At 47.5% G+C, this 16,262-nt stretch carries 17 protein-coding genes; 12 read left to right on the top strand and 5 right to left on the bottom strand.

The genetic code is table 11. The features are described from left to right. The first annotated feature begins 281 nt into the window (after positions 1-281). The 3 genes from WBJ53_RS01885 (at position 282) to WBJ53_RS01875 (ending at position 2,622) form a co-directional block, all read left to right on the top strand. The gene (locus WBJ53_RS01885) at positions 282-491 is read left to right on the top strand and encodes a hypothetical protein (protein ID WP_338874349.1); all 210 of its coding nucleotides are present in this window, start codon (positions 282-284) and stop codon (positions 489-491) included. 17 nt (positions 492-508) lie between these two features. Then, positions 509-769, top strand: a complete 261-nt coding sequence (locus WBJ53_RS01880; RefSeq protein ID WP_338874348.1) for a hypothetical protein — start codon at positions 509-511, stop codon at positions 767-769. A gap of 224 nt (positions 770-993) precedes the next feature. Continuing rightward, positions 994-2,622, top strand: a complete 1,629-nt coding sequence (locus WBJ53_RS01875; protein WP_338874347.1) for an OmpA family protein — start codon at positions 994-996, stop codon at positions 2,620-2,622. Between the two features lie 65 nt (positions 2,623-2,687). Here the strand turns inward: WBJ53_RS01875 and WBJ53_RS01870 are convergent, their stop codons facing one another. Then, positions 2,688-3,446: a hypothetical protein gene (locus WBJ53_RS01870; protein WP_338874346.1), complete on the bottom strand. Its 759-nt coding sequence runs from the start codon at positions 3,444-3,446 to the stop codon at positions 2,688-2,690. Positions 3,447-3,890: 444 nt separating this feature from the next. Between WBJ53_RS01870 and WBJ53_RS01865 the strand changes: the two genes are divergently transcribed. The 4 genes from WBJ53_RS01865 to WBJ53_RS01850 all read left to right on the top strand — a co-directional run bounded on the left by WBJ53_RS01865 (position 3,891) and on the right by WBJ53_RS01850 (position 6,304). Further along, entirely contained in the window at positions 3,891-4,214 is a 324-nt protein-coding gene (locus WBJ53_RS01865) for a DUF3467 domain-containing protein (RefSeq protein ID WP_338874345.1), read from the top strand. A 121-nt stretch (positions 4,215-4,335) separates the two neighbouring features. Then, entirely contained in the window at positions 4,336-4,764 is a 429-nt protein-coding gene (gene rpsL / locus WBJ53_RS01860; protein WP_338874344.1) for a 30S ribosomal protein S12, read from the top strand. A gap of 116 nt (positions 4,765-4,880) precedes the next feature. Beyond that, the gene (gene rpsG / locus WBJ53_RS01855) at positions 4,881-5,348 is read left to right on the top strand and encodes a 30S ribosomal protein S7 (RefSeq protein ID WP_171741632.1); all 468 of its coding nucleotides are present in this window, start codon (positions 4,881-4,883) and stop codon (positions 5,346-5,348) included. An 86-nt stretch (positions 5,349-5,434) separates the two neighbouring features. Continuing rightward, positions 5,435-6,304, top strand: coding sequence for an aldose 1-epimerase family protein (locus WBJ53_RS01850; RefSeq protein ID WP_338874343.1), 870 nt, complete (start codon positions 5,435-5,437; stop codon positions 6,302-6,304). Between the two features lie 138 nt (positions 6,305-6,442). On the opposite strand, the gene WBJ53_RS01845 is transcribed toward WBJ53_RS01850, so the two are convergent. Beyond that, positions 6,443-7,327 carry an OmpA family protein gene (locus WBJ53_RS01845; RefSeq protein ID WP_338874342.1) on the bottom strand — a complete coding sequence of 295 codons (885 nt, stop codon included), beginning with the start codon at positions 7,325-7,327 and terminating at the stop codon, positions 6,443-6,445. Positions 7,328-7,533: 206 nt separating this feature from the next. Between WBJ53_RS01845 and WBJ53_RS01840 the strand changes: the two genes are divergently transcribed. The 3 genes from WBJ53_RS01840 to WBJ53_RS01830 all read left to right on the top strand — a co-directional run bounded on the left by WBJ53_RS01840 (position 7,534) and on the right by WBJ53_RS01830 (position 10,298). Beyond that, positions 7,534-8,430, top strand: a complete 897-nt coding sequence (locus tag WBJ53_RS01840) for an aldo/keto reductase (RefSeq protein ID WP_338874341.1) — start codon at positions 7,534-7,536, stop codon at positions 8,428-8,430. Positions 8,431-8,473: 43 nt separating this feature from the next. Continuing rightward, positions 8,474-9,595, top strand: coding sequence for a lactonase family protein (locus WBJ53_RS01835; protein ID WP_338874340.1), 1,122 nt, complete (start codon positions 8,474-8,476; stop codon positions 9,593-9,595). A 106-nt stretch (positions 9,596-9,701) separates the two neighbouring features. Further along, a complete protein-coding gene (locus tag WBJ53_RS01830) occupies positions 9,702-10,298 on the top strand; it encodes a DUF1080 domain-containing protein (protein WP_338874339.1) in 597 nt (198 codons plus the stop codon). Positions 10,299-10,364: 66 nt separating this feature from the next. Here WBJ53_RS01830 and WBJ53_RS01825 read toward each other — a convergent pair whose 3' ends face one another. Next, positions 10,365-10,805: a hypothetical protein gene (locus WBJ53_RS01825; RefSeq protein WP_338874338.1), complete on the bottom strand. Its 441-nt coding sequence runs from the start codon at positions 10,803-10,805 to the stop codon at positions 10,365-10,367. A 181-nt stretch (positions 10,806-10,986) separates the two neighbouring features. On the opposite strand from WBJ53_RS01825, the gene WBJ53_RS01820 reads away from it, so the two are divergent. Next, complete coding sequence (locus WBJ53_RS01820; RefSeq protein WP_338874337.1) at positions 10,987-14,265, top strand: DPP IV N-terminal domain-containing protein; 3,279 nt, start codon at positions 10,987-10,989, stop codon at positions 14,263-14,265. Here the strand turns inward: WBJ53_RS01820 and WBJ53_RS01815 are convergent. Beyond that, positions 14,249-14,698 carry a GNAT family N-acetyltransferase gene (locus WBJ53_RS01815; RefSeq protein ID WP_338874336.1) on the bottom strand — a complete coding sequence of 150 codons (450 nt, stop codon included), beginning with the start codon at positions 14,696-14,698 and terminating at the stop codon, positions 14,249-14,251. The genes WBJ53_RS01820 and WBJ53_RS01815 overlap by 17 nt on opposite strands. A gap of 147 nt (positions 14,699-14,845) precedes the next feature. Here WBJ53_RS01815 and WBJ53_RS01810 point away from each other — a divergent pair, with 147 nt between their 5' ends. Beyond that, positions 14,846-15,493 (top strand): hypothetical protein, encoded by a 648-nt coding sequence (locus tag WBJ53_RS01810; protein WP_338874335.1) that lies wholly within the window; start codon positions 14,846-14,848, stop codon positions 15,491-15,493. Between the two features lie 46 nt (positions 15,494-15,539). Here WBJ53_RS01810 and WBJ53_RS01805 read toward each other — a convergent pair whose 3' ends face one another. Beyond that, a complete protein-coding gene (locus tag WBJ53_RS01805) occupies positions 15,540-16,031 on the bottom strand; it encodes a DUF6265 family protein (protein WP_338874334.1) in 492 nt (163 codons plus the stop codon). Positions 16,032-16,262: the final 231 nt, after the last annotated feature.

Genomic DNA, 16,262 nt, shown 5'->3' with positions numbered 1-16,262 from the left:
AAAACACAATTTTCTCAGCAAGCGCTACCCATTTTTGGTAACTTTTATGCGTTTAAATGGGTATCATTTTTTTGTTTCTAACCTGATTACGGTGCTATTGGCTGTAATTGCCTATCAGGTAGTCTTTAAATACTGGTCAACAGGATTCCGTTTTCAGATCTTTTCGGTTGGTGTTGTTGGTGCTGTATTTGGCTGTTTATGTTGGTATTTCTGGCTAGGTCCTGTTTTGTACTGATCCATTTTCACTATGAAGACCTTACCCTTTGTTAAAAAAATCGATTATGAAGCAGACAGAAGCTAGATCTGATAAATATACACCTGGTTCAGTTCCAACGGCTAACCAGATGAAAGTGTATTATTCACAGGATGTACAAGCTGCGGGAGGTGTGGATGCCTGGTTAAAGGCTATCGGCAGCGATAAAGCTAAACCTCTACCTGAAATCAATCTTTCAGAAGAGGAATGGGAGCATATCCTAAAAGAAAACGCTTAACTAACGTCCTCGTTTAAATGGCGCTTTTGCTGGATACCAATTTTCTGATAGCTCTAATTAGAAGAAAGCCAGAGCTACCACCTTTTGCCGTAATATTAATAATTACAGTAGGAGAATTAAAGGCGTTTGCCGTAAAACGTAATTGGGGCTATCAAAAACGGGCTACTCTTGAAAAAATCTTTAGCGAGATTCCGGTTTTAGGCATTGAGCCAAGCCTAACCGATGTGTATGCAACAGTTGACGCATACAGTCAAGGATGTTTAGCAAGTGATCCTTGACCTTCTGGTGTGACTGCTCGTAATATGGGGAAGAATGATATATGGATTGCGGCAACCGCACTCTTCTACGATTTAGAGCTTCATACTGCAGATAACGATTTTGACCATCTGCCGCCTATTGGACTACGTTTGAAGAAAACGAACATATCTTAGGCTACTCTCTAGTATACAAATCTGTTCGCAAACATCGTTTTCTCTATAAAATCCTCACTATTTCTGATTCTATGAATGTTTATGGTGCTATAGCCGCCAGTCTGATATACGTACTGAGTCCGGGTCGCATTAACGCCCAGCCTCGTCCAGATTCGACGGTATCGGAGCGGAAAGCCGAAAATTTGGGCAATCAGGTCAATTCGGAGTATAACGAAATTAATCCGTTGATTTCGCCCGACGGAAAGCGCCTGTATTTTGCCCGAATCAGCCACCCGAACAATACACACGGCACGAAAGGGAGCCAGGATATTTGGTATTCCGATCTGGATGCGGCTAGTGGTAAATGGGGCCCCGCCCGCCGAATGGGCTTTCCGCTGAACAAAGACGAATACAACTGTGCCTATAGCATCACGCCCGATGGCAACACGATGCTCATTAAAGGGCAGTATGTAAACGGTAATTATGAAACCCGTGGGTTTTCGCTCAGTAAAAAAACCGCTAGTGGCTGGACTCCTCCACAGAAAATAGATATTCCTGGCTATGTGAACATGAGCAAAGGGCAGTTCGACTGTGGGTTTATGTCGGCCGATGGTAAAGTGCTATTGATGGCCTTTAGTGAGAAAAAAAATAGCAAGGAAGATGATATCTATGTCAGTTTCCGGCAGAAAGATGGCTCCTGGACAAAGCCAATGGAACTGGGCCCGGAAGTGAATACCAAATTCACCGAAACAACGCCCTTTCTAGCTCCCGATGGCGCTACGCTCTATTTTTCGAGCAATCGCGAGGGCGGTCTGGGCAGTAACGATATTTACGTAACCAAGCGTGTCGACAAAACCTGGAAACACTGGACAAAACCCGTGAATCTGGGTCCCAAAGTAAACACCGATGGCTACGATGCGTATTATACGCTGGCGGCATCGGGCGATTATGCGTATCTGACTACGTTTAAAAATACAATTGGAAAAGGCGATATTGTTCGGGTAAAACTTGGCGACGAACAGCCCACCAATCAGCCTGGTAAGCTAGGCGGTGGCGAAGAGGTTGCTGGCAAAGCCGACTTGACCCGACCCGACCCGGTTGCGCTTGTGAGTGGCAAAGTAATCGATCAGAAAACAGGGAAGCCGATAGAAGCCCGAATCGTTTACCAAACCCTGCCCGATGGAGCCGAAGTAGGCGAAGCAACATCAGACCCCGTTACGGGTGAGTATAAAATTGTGTTGCCTTACGGACAGAAGTACAGCATGCGTGCTATTGCCAAAGACTTTATTGCTGAAGGAGACAACATCGACCTAACTCAAACCAAAGGGTTTCAGGAAATTAAAGGAAAAGAATTGAAACTGGCCCGTATTGAACCAGGAGCCGTCATACCACTTAACAATATCTTTTTCGATACCGGAAAGTCAGAACTCCGCCCCGAGTCGGGACCTGAACTCGACCGGCTCGTAGTGAACCTGAACGAAAATCCGAAAATGGTTATCGAAATACAGGGGCATACCGATAATACTGGTTCTAAGGAAATAAACGCCAAACTGTCGCAGGATCGGGCTGATGCAGTACGCGAATATTTTATCAGTAAAGGAATCGAACCCGACCGCATTGGCAGCAAAGGTTTTGGTGAAGCCAAACCCGTTGCCACAAACGACACCGACGAAGGTCGTCAGAAAAACCGTCGGGTAGAGTTTGTGATTGTGAAGAAGTAGGAGATTAGGTTTATGGTTGCGCTGCCAGAGCAGGATGTATTCTACTAGGCGAAGCAACCATAAACTTAATCTAATCCCGGCCGATTGAAGGCACGTGCGTTGGGGAACAAACTTTCCAGTTCACGACGGAGACGGCTGAGGAGCGCCATGCTATCGAGCAGATCGTCGATTTTTTCCGGGAAATGCCCCATTATTGTTTGCCAGGCTAGTATGGACCGGTCGATGCTGACCAGTATCAATTTGACCTTCCCCAGAAAATAATCGGTTAGCTTTGGGGTTTCGGCAATGTCGGTCATTGAACGCAAAACAGACTGCGTCTTAACGGGAATCAGCGTCCGATACCAGCGAATCATTTCCCAGGCATCTTTTAAAGCATGTAACCCTGGCATCGCTTCTTCCTGGGTTTTTAGCCCTAACTCAACTTCCTGAATTTGTCGTTGTCCGGCTTGTTCCAATAAATCTTTTTCCACGCTTAGCCAAATACCTGTCTGGCGAAGATACTCCCCCGCAACTGTAGAAATGGATTGTTGCTGCGTAGGATCAAGGCCGCTGGCATTAGCTTCCAGGGCTTGAATCTGGTCGGTTATGGGCGCATTTGAATCAAATAGTTCATGCGAACGCGTAAGGTTCTCAACATATTTTTTGGTCAGACTCAGGGCTTCGGTCAGTTGCTGAACCAGCGCATCGCCAGAGTTTTGCGGACTAGCCAAACCCGTTGCGGTCTGTAGCTGAAAACTTCGACACCGACTCGTAAATAAACAACGCTCACACCAGGCATCACAAAAATTATAAATACCAGCTATAAATTCAGGTTGTGTACTCATTTGCCAATTGGCTTAAAATTGTGTATTTGTATTGTAAATATAATAAAAATCAATATGATCTACTGTTTTCATAACCCAATATGCTCATGAAAGTTAAGTTGTCTGATTTCGCACTTTTGTCGAAGACTATGGCTATAATTCTATTGAGGGGCCGCTTAACAAAATGGCGATGACGTTGAAGGCAGCAATTTTTCCGGAAACGATAACGAAGATATAGATCAACCAAACGGCCGCAAGGAAAATAAGTAGCTACGGAGCCATAGAACGCAAAAAATGATATTGCTCGCTGGAAAGCCACTTTTCTGCTGATACCAATTGACTTCTACATTAGCCTGGACAAGCAGGGAAAGGCGAGCCATTTTTGTTCAAACCATTTAAAGAATAGTATTTACTGGCAAAAGGACAGCCACATTTTACTGTACTTTTGCGAAAAACGCGCTTTGTATGACTAATCCTCAACAAAACCCCGATGGTTCAATTGACGTTGAACTGAGTGAAGAAATTGCTGAAGGGGTATATGCCAATCTGGCTATGATTGCTCACTCGAACAGTGAGTTTATTCTCGACTTTATTCGATTAATGCCGGGTGTACCTAAAGCAAAGGTGAAAGCCCGTATTATACTGACCCCCGAACATGCGAAACGCCTTTTAGAGGCTTTACGGGAGAATATCAGCCGATTTGAAGAAGCCTACGGCGACATCAATAATCCGACAGACTCGTTCAAGTTTCCCGGTAGTGGCTTTAGCGGTCCGGTAGGGCAGGCATAAGAAACAGAAAAGAGGCAGAAGCTTTATTAAAACTTCCGATTTACTACTTGATGTTCAAAGAGTTTTGCCTATCTTTGCACCTCAAATTTCGGGAAGACTGTTTTTGTAAACAATTTAAAGAATGCCTACTATACAACAATTAGTGCGTAAAGGCCGCGAAAAGCTTGAATTCAAGTCGAAATCGCCGGCTCTTGACGCCTGCCCACAACGTCGGGGCGTGTGTACACGTGTGTACACCACGACGCCGAAGAAGCCAAACTCGGCTCTTCGTAAAGTTGCCCGGGTTCGTTTAACAAACGGCCGGGAAGTTAACGCCTATATTCCGGGCGAAGGTCACAACCTGCAGGAGCACTCAATCGTACTGATTCGTGGTGGTCGGGTAAAAGACTTGCCAGGGGTTCGTTATCACATTGTTCGGGGTGCTCTGGATACGGCGGGTGTAAACGGCCGTCTGCAAAGCCGCTCGAAATACGGTGCAAAACGGCCAAAACCAGGTCAGGCGCCAGTTAAAGGCGGCAAAGGTGCGCCAGCTAAAGGCAAGAAGAAGTAAAAAAAGCCCCGTCCCCAAAGGGGCTTAGGAAAGATAGTTAATGCCCCCCCTTTGGGGTTGGGGGCTACTGCCCGTTGAAAAACACGGCAGAGTAAGATCAAAAATCTGAAGAAATCATGAGAAAGGCGAAACCGCCCAAGCGTTACGTATTACCAGACCCTAAATATAAAGAGGTCCTCGTAACCAAATTTGTAAACAATCTGATGTACGAAGGCAAAAAAAGCCTGGCGTACTCCATCTTCTACGATGCACTTGACGTGGTAGCAAAACGCACCAACGAAAGTGGTCTGGATACCTGGAAAAAGGCATTAAACAACGTAATGCCATCAGTTGAAGTAAAAAGCCGTCGCGTAGGGGGTGCTACCTTCCAGGTGCCAACCGAAGTACGGGCTGATCGGAAAGTCGCGGTAGGCATGAAATGGCTTATCCGATACGCTCGTTCGCGGGGTGAAAAAACAATGGTAGACCGGTTAGCAGCCGAAATCGTTGCAGCATCGAAAGGTGAAGGCGCGGCTGTGAAAAAGAAAGACGATACGCACCGCATGGCTGAAGCCAACAAGGCGTTTTCGCACTTCCGGTTCTAAACCAACCCAACCGGCCACATTCCCGGTGGTCGCCGAATACGCAAAAAGCCGCTCAACATTGGGCGGCTTTTTTAGTTTTGCAGGATATGACAACTCTAGAGAACGACCACCTTCGCATCAGCGTCCGGCCTAAAGGGGCTGAACTAACATCAATCTTTCATAAGCCAACGGCCATTGAACACCTCTGGCAGGCCGATCCGACCGTTTGGGGATGGCATGCTCCCAACCTGTTTCCGGTGGTGGGTGGGTGCCTGAATAATCAGTTGCTGGTTAATGGAAAAACGTATCCTATTGAACGACATGGCTTTGCGCGGCAATCGATTTTTGATACGACCGAATCCTCGGCCAGTCATGCTGTTTTTTCATTACGTTCTACCGATGTAACCCGAGTGCATTTTCCATTCGAGTTCGAATTCCAGATTATTTATGAGCTCAATGGCTCTAGCCTGAATATTACGTACCGGGTAGTGAATGAAGATGATCAGGTCGTTTTCTTTTCGGTAGGAGCGCATCCCGCTTTTGCGGTGCCGTTCTATGCCGGAGAGGACTACGAAGATTATTTTATTGAATTTGAGAAAACAGAACCCCTTGAAACGCATATGCTCTCAGGGTCAGGTTATTTTACTGGCGAAACTCACCCCATTTTTACCGACGGGAATCGACTACCGCTAACAAAACATCTGTTCGATCAGGATGCTCTTGTATTCAAAACCCTCGAATCTCGCCGGGCAACTATCCGGAGCAAAAAAAATAAACATACCGTTATAGTCGACTATCCGGATTTTCCTTATCTGGGCATCTGGGCCAAGCCAAAAGCTCCCTTTGTATGCATTGAGCCATGGTTAGGCTGCGCCGACAGTGAAGGCAGGCAAAAACCTATTCAGGAAAAGGAAGCGATTCAGCAGGTGGCACAGGACCACGTCTTTAAAGCAACCTTTACGATCACTATTTCATAGCGGTCTACTTGTTATTGGTCATTAGCCCGTTGTTATTCGTGCTGCAATAAATTATGCCAATGACACCAGTTCATTAAAAGAGAGAGCCAGCTTATCGATCGATAAGCTGGCTCTCTCTTTTAATGAACTGGTGATGGCTTATTTGCTACCACCCGCCTGACCGCTCGACAGCAAATTGAAGAATTGGTCGAGTTTTGGCGTGATGATAATTTCAGTACGGCGGTTCTGCTGACGGCCTACGGCTGTTCCGTTATCGTCTTTGGGAGCGAACTCTGAACGGCCACCGGCTGTTAGGCGCTCAGGCGCAACCGAAAATTTGTTTTGCAGAGTCCGAACAACCGATGTAGCCCGCAGTGCGCTCAAATCCCAGTTGTCTTTGATCGAAGCAGTTGAAATGGGTACAGTATCCGTATGGCCTTCTACCAGAATATCGAGGTCTTTGTGGTCGTTTACTACTTTAGCGACTTTGCCCAGTACAACTTCGGCGGCTGGCAACACTTCGTAGCTACCTGATTTGAACAGAAGTTTGTCGGACAGAGAAACGTAAACAACACCTTTCTTCACTTCTACCTGAACATCCTGATCATTGATATCATCGAGCGACCGTTTCAGACTCATAACCAGAGCCAGGTTCAGCGAATCTTTGCGCTGGATAGAGGCATTCAGGTTATTCGTATATTTCGTTTGTTCGTTCAGCGTTTCCAGCGATTTCTTAATGCTCTCGGCACCAGCTTTGCTGACAATAGACAGATCCGACATCCGATCCAGCAGGTTGGTATTGGTCTTTTTCAGATAGTCAATCTGAGCTTGTAAATCGCCCAGTTGTTTATCTTTTCCTTGCAGATCGTTGTCTTTTGCAGATAATTGCGAACGCAAATCAGCGGTACGCTGGTCGCAATCATTTAGTGAGGCAACAGCTTTGTCGCGGGCTTCCTGGAGGGCTTTGATTTCTGCAAGCCGCTTCTTGCTATTACACGAAGAAAGCATGGCGACAGCTGCGAAAACAATAAGAACACGTTTCATAATGATGATTAAGATATTGAAGGGTAACGAAAAGTTAGGTTAAACGATACAAGCTATATTTCGAGCCAATCGTTTTGCAAAAGTAATTGATTCTATTGAACGGTTTTAATACCATTGTTCATGTAAAAGAAATCTGGCGCTATTATTTCCTTGCCATTTATTAAAAATTTAAAAAATAATAGTCTTTATTGACTAAACGCGCACAAATGAATTATAGATCATTAAAAAAGACAAATTTCAAAATTAGTGAAATAAGTTTTGGCTGCATGTCGATAAGTGCCGATAATAGTGAAAATATAGCGTTATTACAGAGAGCATTTGATGCAGGCATAACCCTGTTTGATACTGCTGACTTATACGACCAGGGTGAGAATGAACGAATTGTTGGCCGGGCGTTCGCGGGAATACGTCAGCAGGTTATTTTGGCCACAAAGGTTGGCAACCAATGGCGAACCGATGGCTCTGGCTGGGACTGGAATCCCACGAAAGCTTATATCCTTCAGGCTGCTGACGAAAGCCTGAAGCGTTTGCAAACAGATTATATTGACCTCTACCAACTTCACGGGGGCACACTCGATGATCCAATCGATGAAACGATCGAAGCGTTCGAGGTGCTCAAACAACAGGGTAAAATTCGCGAATATGGAATTTCGTCGATTCGGCCATCGGTTATCCGGGAATGGACTATTCGGTCAAATATGGTTACGGTGATGATGCAGTATAGTTTGCTCGACCGTCGGCCCGAAGAATCGTGTCTGGAGTTGCTGCAGCAAAACGATATTGGTGTGCTGACGCGGGGAAGCCTGGCAAAAGGAATGCTGGTTAACAAACCAGCCGTGCCGTATTTGACTTATAGTGCCGATCAGGTAAAAACGGCCGCCCAGGCGGTTGCGGCTACTTCCACGGCTAACCGAAGTGCAACGGCAACCGCTATTCAGTTTGCGCTTTATCAGCCTGCCGTTGCATCGGCCGTAGTTGGCATCCGAACCGATTCGCAATTGGTCGAAGCCGTAGCGAGTAACAATAGTCCGGCCTTATCGCAGGCCGAGTGGGAGTACCTTAATGAGGCCATTCCCGTCAACTACTACAATCAACATCGGTAGTTTGTACAGTCTTCTCTCTTATTAAACTTTTACTACTGCTTTTATGAACAAATTACTCACGGGAGTTTTAATAGGCTTAAGTATAGCGGCACAGGCGCAGTCGGGCAAAGAAATTATGTATATCGGTACGTATTCACTTCGTGGGAGCGAAGGCATTTATGTCTTCGAGTTTGACCGGAAAGCGGGGACAATGCACCAGATACAGGCCGTTTCCAATGCCAAGAGTCCATCATTTCTGGCCTTGCATCCGTCGGGCAACTACCTCTATTCGGTAAACGAAGGGGCCGACAAATCAGGCGGAGTTAGCTCCTATCGCGTCGATAAAGCTACGGGCAAGTTGCAGTACATGAACGGGCAGTCGTCGCTGGGCGCAGGGCCTTGCCATGTCAGTGTCGATCATACGGGCAAAACGGCTTTTGTATCGAACTATGGCGGTGGAAGTCTGGCCGTGTTGCCTATCGAGGCCGATGGTAAGTTAGGCGCACCGACCGATAGTGTTCAGGACGTAGGGTCGGGACCGAACAAACAGCGGCAGGAAAAAGCACACGTTCATTCGGCAACGCTGGCACCCGATAATCGGTTTGTGTATGTCGCTGACCTGGGTACGGACAAGCTGAATATTTTTGAGATAAACACCAAAGCCAGTACCGTAAAACCTGCTTCAACGCCTTATGCGAGCGTAAAACCAGGCTCGGGGCCCCGGCATCTTGCCTTTCATCCGAACGGAAAATATGCGTATCTGGTCGAAGAAATGATCTCATCGGTAGCTTCGTTTTCGCGGAACCCCAAAACCGGTGCGCTGACACTTATTCAGGACGGGGTTAAAACGTTGCCTGCCGATTTTACGGGACAGAATACCAGCGCCGATATTCATATTGACCCAAGCGGCAAGTTTCTGTATCAGTCGAATCGGGGTTATAATGGGCTGGCTATTTTTTCGATTGGTAATGATGGCAAACTGACCAAAATTGGCGATCAGCCAACCGAAGGGAAAACACCGCGTAACTTTCTGATCGATCCAAAAGGCGAATATGTATTTGTTGCTCATCAGGATACCGACAACATTACCATTTTTAAGCGCGATCAAAAAACCGGTAAACTGACCTATACCGGCCAGTCGGTGAAAGTACCGGCACCCGTTTGCGTCATTATGGCCAATCGGTAGTAAAAGGTAATCTTTGATCTGATTGCGAAAGAAATGACAGACCTGATGTATTTTTAACCACGAATGCGCCTGTAACGTATTCATTCACTCTAAATTCCATTACTCAATGAAACACCTGCTGGCCATTGGGCTGGTGTTAACAACACTGGCTTTTACGGCTCCTACCAAAACCATTAAGCTTTTTAACGGAAAAGATCTTACCGGCTGGAAAATCTACGGTACCGAAAAATGGTATGTCGATGGTGGCGAACTGATTTGCGAAAGCGGCCCCGACAAAGGATATGGTTATCTGGCAACCGAAAAATTCTATAAAAACTTTGACCTGACGCTGGAGTTCAAGCAGGAAGCCAATGGCAACAGCGGAGTTTTCTTCCGGTCAACGATTGAAGGAACGAAAATAAGCGGCTGGCAGGTAGAAGTAGCTCCTCCCAACCACGACACGGGTGGTATCTACGAATCATATGGCCGGGGCTGGCTGGTTCAGATTCCCGACGAAAAAGAGAACATTCTGAAGCCCGAAGAATGGAACAAAATGCGCATCCGGGTCGAGGGCGACCATGTGCAGACGTTCCTGAACGGGCAGCCAATGGTTGATATGCACGACGAAAAAATTGGAGCGGCCAATGGTTCCATTGCCCTGCAAATTCACGACGGGGGCGGCATTAAAGTCCGCTGGCGCAATCTGAAGCTACAGACCTTATAAGCAATAAATAATCAACAGTCAGAAGGCTTTGGGGAGACCCGAAGCCTTTTTTGTTTCTGGTAAAAACTACTTGATTTTTTGATATATCAGGGCGGGGCCGTCAACGTATGTGTCATCAAAAACAAGTTCGTCGGTGCAGGATCTGAAATTACCCTGTGGGGGGAGCAGATAAATCAGATTGGCTGTTCTGTCGGCTGCAGTAAACTGTATGCTTTCGTATACTTTGGTAAGAACGAGATTGAATCGCATAACTTCTTTACCCTGTTGCATAACCACTCCCATATGGTCATTGTCGATAATTAATTCAGCAGGTTCGGTTGGTTGCGTTATGTTTCCTGTCCAGCCCGATTTTATAGACGTGAGTTGCCAGCGGCCAACCGCCAATTCGTAGGCATCGGATACGGTTTGACTTTCGGAAAAGCATTTTTCTTTCGGCGAAATCCACTGGCAACTCGCCGATAGGAGGTAGATTGCCAGTAGCCGAAGGATAAGGCCCGCTGATCTCATGCTGTGGATGAATTTGAAAATATAGATCCTATCTAACAGGAAAGCGTTGTAATCGTATAGCTCTTGACAGATAAGCCGTATAAACCATTTGCCATACCGCCAAAGTAGTCTTATTTTTAAGGTGCTTTTCTGGGCCGCAATTACCGCTGGGCCTCAGGTAGCAATTAACGAAGCTCTGTTCATGCGCACTTCTACAACAACGGTGCTGTTGGGCCTTTTCCTGACGGCATCCCTGTCTCTTTGGGCCCAATCGGCAGCACCGACTCCCAAATTTGCTTTTGCCGAACCCAGTTTGTCGCCCGATGGTTCGGAGGTGGCTTTTGTATCGGGTGGCGACATCTGGACGGTGCCCGCCACTGGCGGAGAAGCCCGGCTACTGGTATCGCACCCCGACAACGAATCACGGCCGCTTTACTCGCCCAATGGGAAACAACTGGCTTTTATTTCGTCCCGGACGGGTAATGGCGATGTGTATCTGTTAACTATCGAAACGGGAGCTATTAAGCGACTGACCTACGACGATGGTGCCGAAGTACTGAATGGTTGGTCGCCCGATGGTAAGATGGTCTATTTTCAGTCGACCAGCCACGACATTTCGGGCATGAACGACATCTACCGCGTTGCGATCACAGGCGGCACACCAATGGCTGTTACGGCCGACCGCTATGCCAACGAGTTTTATGGAATGCCTTCGCCCGATGGAAAAATACTGGCCTTTTCGGCGCGGGGCATCGCATCGAGCCAGTGGTGGCGCAAAGGACATAGTCATCTCGACGAAACTGAAATCTGGCTGTATCATCTGGATGCAAAAAAAGCCGGAACCGCCTATGAGCGATTGACTGAACGTGGAGCAAAGGAGCTATGGCCAATGTGGGCACCCGATGGTAAAACGCTCTACTATATATCGGACCGGGCGCAGGCGCAAAATCTCTGGTCGTTGCAACTCGGCGGAAAACCGGTCATGCTAACCAATTTTACCAACGGTCGGGTACTATGGCCATCAATTGGCTACGACGGTAAAACAATCGTATTTGAGCGTGATTTTCAGATCTGGAAATACGATGTTACCAGCCGTCAGGCCGTACCTATATCAATTCGGTTGCGGGGCGTTGCCGCCAGTCCGGCGGTTGAACACATCAAACAGTCGAATCAGTTTCGCGAACTGGCACTATCGCCCGATGGAAAAAAAGTAGCGTTTGTGGCACACGGTGAGGTTTTTGCAGCTTCCACTAAAGATGGTGGCGATGCTACGCGGATTAGCCATAGTGCCGCAAACGAAACGCAGCCTGTCTGGTCCCCCAACAGTCGGGCACTGGTATACGTATCCACACGCGATGGCGTAGCTCATCTATATCATTACGATTTTACTACCCGCAACGAAACCCGCCTGACCGATGGTTCGCTGGACGATGGTTCACCCGTGTTTTCGCCCGATGGAAAATCGCTGGCATTTGTTCGGAATGGGCAGGAGCTGCACGTACTGGACGTGGCGACCAAAAAAGACCGGCTCCTGAAAAAGGCATATCTGGGTCGTCCGCCATTTGGGTCGAATGGCTCGGTTGTTTGGTCGCCCGATGGAAAGTGGATTGCATTTGCCTCGTATGGCACTAAAACGTTCCGTAATATTTCGGTGATTCCGGCGGCTGGCGGTGAGAGTAAGCCCGTAAGTTTTCTGGCCAATACCTTTGGGGGAAATGTAAGCTGGAGCCCCGATGGCAAGTACATTTTGTTCGGCACTACCCAGCGTACCGAAACGGCGCAGATTGCCCGTGTCGATCTGGTGCCTCGTTCGCCCAAATTCCGCGAAGATCAGTTCCGCGATCTGTTCAATGAAGAAGTACCAAAAACGCTGAAGCCTGCTCCAACAACGCCCGCACTTGCCAAAACGACTCCTCGTGATACAACCGCCAGGGCATTGGGCGATACGGCAAAGCTGAGCAAAGGCGGTGTTACAAAAATTGTCTTTGACGACATTCGCCAGCGGTTGAGTTTGCTGCCTGTTGGTGTTGATGTTGATGCCCATTCGATCAGTAAAGACGGCAAAACTTTATTGTTGATTGCAACCGTGGCTGGTCAGCAAAACCTATATACTTATTCGCTCGATGAGTTAGGCCGCGACCAGAGTGTAGCCCGGCAATTAACCTCTACACCCGGCAATAAAAACAATGCGCAGTTCTCACCCGATGGCAAGGAAGTTTACTATCTGGACCAGGGACGTATTCAGTCGATAACACTAGACAAACGGGAACCAAAACCGCTCAATGTAACGGCTGAAATGGATGTGGATTTCGGGGACGAAAAAATTCAGGTGTTCCACCAGGCATGGGATATTCAGCATAAAGGGTTTTATGATTCCACGTTTCATGGTGCCGACTGGAAAGCCGTTCGGGCCGAGTATGAGCCGCTGGCAGCCGGTGCACGTACCCCCGACGAGTTACGTCGACTAATCAGCCTGATGCTTGGTGAACTGAACGCATCACACTCCGGCATTTCGGCTCCGGCGGGTTCTGCACAGACCAATACAGGACGAATTGGTCTGCATTTCGATCGCGCCGAATATGAAAGTAAGGGCCGACTGAAAATTACGGAGGTAGTGACATTAAGTCCGGCAGCGCTGGCGGGCACGATCAAACCTGGTGATTATTTGTTAGCCGTTGACGACACAAAAATTACGGATGCAACTAACCTCGACCAACTGCTCGAAAATCAGATTAATCGACGCATTTCGCTGACGATTGCATCAACGGCCGATGGCACCCCGCGCGAAGTAATTGTTCGGCCGGTGAATCTGGCGACCGAAAAAGGGTTGCTCTATAAACAGTGGGTAGAGCAGCAGCGGCAGTATGTCGATAAAGCCAGCGGTGGACGACTTGGCTATGTGCATATGTACGATATGTCGGCAAATTCGCTGGCGCAGTTGAGCATTGATCTGGACGTAGATAATCACAGTCGTGAAGGCGTGATTGTGGATGTACGAAACAACAATGGTGGGTTTGTGAATGCCTATGCGCTCGATGTCTTTACGCGCAAAGGCTATATGACCATGACATCGCGCGGCCTGCCATCGGCACCAGCCCGAACACAATTAGGGCAGCGGGCACTGGAACGGCCAACGATTCTGGTAACGAATCAGCATTCGCTTTCCGATGCCGAAGATTTTACGGAAGGGTATCGCACGCTCAAGGTTGGTAAAGTAGTTGGCGAACCTACCGCTGGCTGGATTATTTATACCTCGGCTGCGCAACTCATTGACGGATCTAACCTGCGCTTGCCTTTCTCGCGAATTACCGACAATACGGGCAAAAATATGGAATTGGCTCCACGGCCAGTCGATATTGCCGTTACCCGGCCTATGGGCGAAAGCTATACCGAAAAAAATGTGCAGCTAGCTACGGCGGTTGCTGAGTTGCTGAAGGAGTTAGACAACGCCAAAACGTCGAAAATCAGTAGTGGAAAGTAGCAGAAGGTTCACGGAATAGCATCAGGAAATAGTTGCCATCATCTGATTGGCCCGCCGAATGGACACGCCAGCCCTGCGATTGATAGAACAGCAGGGCTGGCGTGTTTTGTTGTAGGCATTTCAGGGCGGCTGGTCGCCCGATTTTCGTCAGGCAGTGCTCTAGTAGCGATTTCCCGATCCCCTGGCGATAATAGCCTGCATCGACATAGAGGTTATGAATAAAATTGTCAGGCTCCCACCACGACACAAAACCAATGGGCGTATTTCCTGAAACGGCCACCAGAATTTCCTCATCTTTCGTTGCTGTATCGAAATCATCGAGTCTGAATTTCGATATATCCTGCCAGTTAAATGTATGCTGTCGGGCATCCAGATAGAGCTGTCGTAAACTCATGAGGTATTCTGGCTGCATATTGCGTATTTGCCAGGTCATTGTGTTGCCGTTTTATTGAGAGCATTGGATTCCTGATAGAATGGGCATACGTCTAATGTGCTTTTCCGTTCAATAAATGGTGTGATTGACCGGTAAGCAAACAGATTGTGATAATGCCTAGATTTCGTCTGGAAATATGTATTAAACATGACATTTGCCCGTGCATATACCGCTTATCTGGTGGCTTATAGTTTAGCCCTCCCACTGCACGCGCAATCTTCTCAGAAACCTATGGTTGGCGAATATTATCTTACTGGCGTACGTGAGGTCGGCTCAGGAATTAAACTAAATGCCGATTCTACATTTGAGTTTTTCTTTGCCTATGGCGCTCTTGACCGTTTCGGAAAAGGTACGTGGAAATTTCACGAGAATCAACTACTACTGAACAGTGCTGCTCGGCCACCCAAAGACTTTGCCCTGGTTACCAGCCGGAAAGAGCCCGGCGATGGTTTAATGATTCGAATCGTAGATCCGAACAAACAACTGCTTCATTACGTTGACTGCGCCATAAAAAATGGAACCGACATTCAGCAAAAGGAAACAAACGCCGAAGGACTGGCGCGTTTTTCGGAACCTGGGGCCGAAGCTATTTCGCTGCGGTTTCAGTTATGCCCCGATCGCTATTCAGTCTTTACCATCGATAAAGGGGAGCACAACTATTTCGAGTTTCGATTTGAACCCTGGATAGCTGAGGTGTTTTTTGACCATGTCGGATATCGGCTGGTCGATGGAAATCTGGAAGGGCCGCTTCCGTTGCTGGAACCCGGCAAAACGTATTCGTTTGTGCGGGAATAGCCTAGACCTACAAGGTCTTAAAGACCCTGTAGGTCTAGGTTTGGTTTCAGCGTGCTGGTTTAAATACAAACAGATCGCTGAACGCCCATTGTGAATCTTTGGGTTGCCCCCGCTGAATGACTAGCTGGCCGTTCGGCTTTTTTTCATAAATGATTCGGATCGAGCCATCTTCTTTTTCATAGAGGGCATAGTTTTTTCGGGCTTCGAGGAACCGGTAACGATCCTGTTTATCTTTTTCCTCAACCCCAATCAGACCTGGCTTAAAGTGCTTCACCAGCGCTACCGGACCGTTGTCGGTTTGCTCAAAAATCAGCATTTCGTACATCGTAACCTTGTCGTCCTTCATCATTCGAATGAAGCCGGTTAAATTATCACCTGCGGGTGCAATCCAGACCGCATCGATGGGACCACCGTTGAACGTGCCCTGCCAATGGCCTTCCAGAAAAGCCATATCGGTCAGTGAGCCTTTTTGGGCCTGTGCCAAAAAAGTGGTGCAATAAAGCAGAATGAATACGAAGACCAGGAGTGGTTTTTTCATGAGGGTTTAGAAGTTCAGCCAATCTAAGACGGAAATCGTTAGGATCTACCGCAAATCTAGCATCCCAAATGCTTCCCTTGGATGTGCATTCAGAATCAAAAACTCAGACATAGCTTAAGTAGCTATTTTAGCTAACAAACAAAACTTCCCAAAAAAATTAGTTTCAGCGGGTTAACCCGCGATGCCTGACAAACAGAAGATGAAAGTTATAGTAATGTTCTTTCAACAGAT

The organism is Spirosoma sp. SC4-14 (genome assembly GCF_037201965.1).
Lineage (GTDB): Bacteria > Bacteroidota > Bacteroidia > Cytophagales > Spirosomataceae > Spirosoma.
The sequence above is the reverse complement of the archived record's forward strand: the minus strand, read 5'-3'. Positions and strand labels throughout refer to the sequence as shown.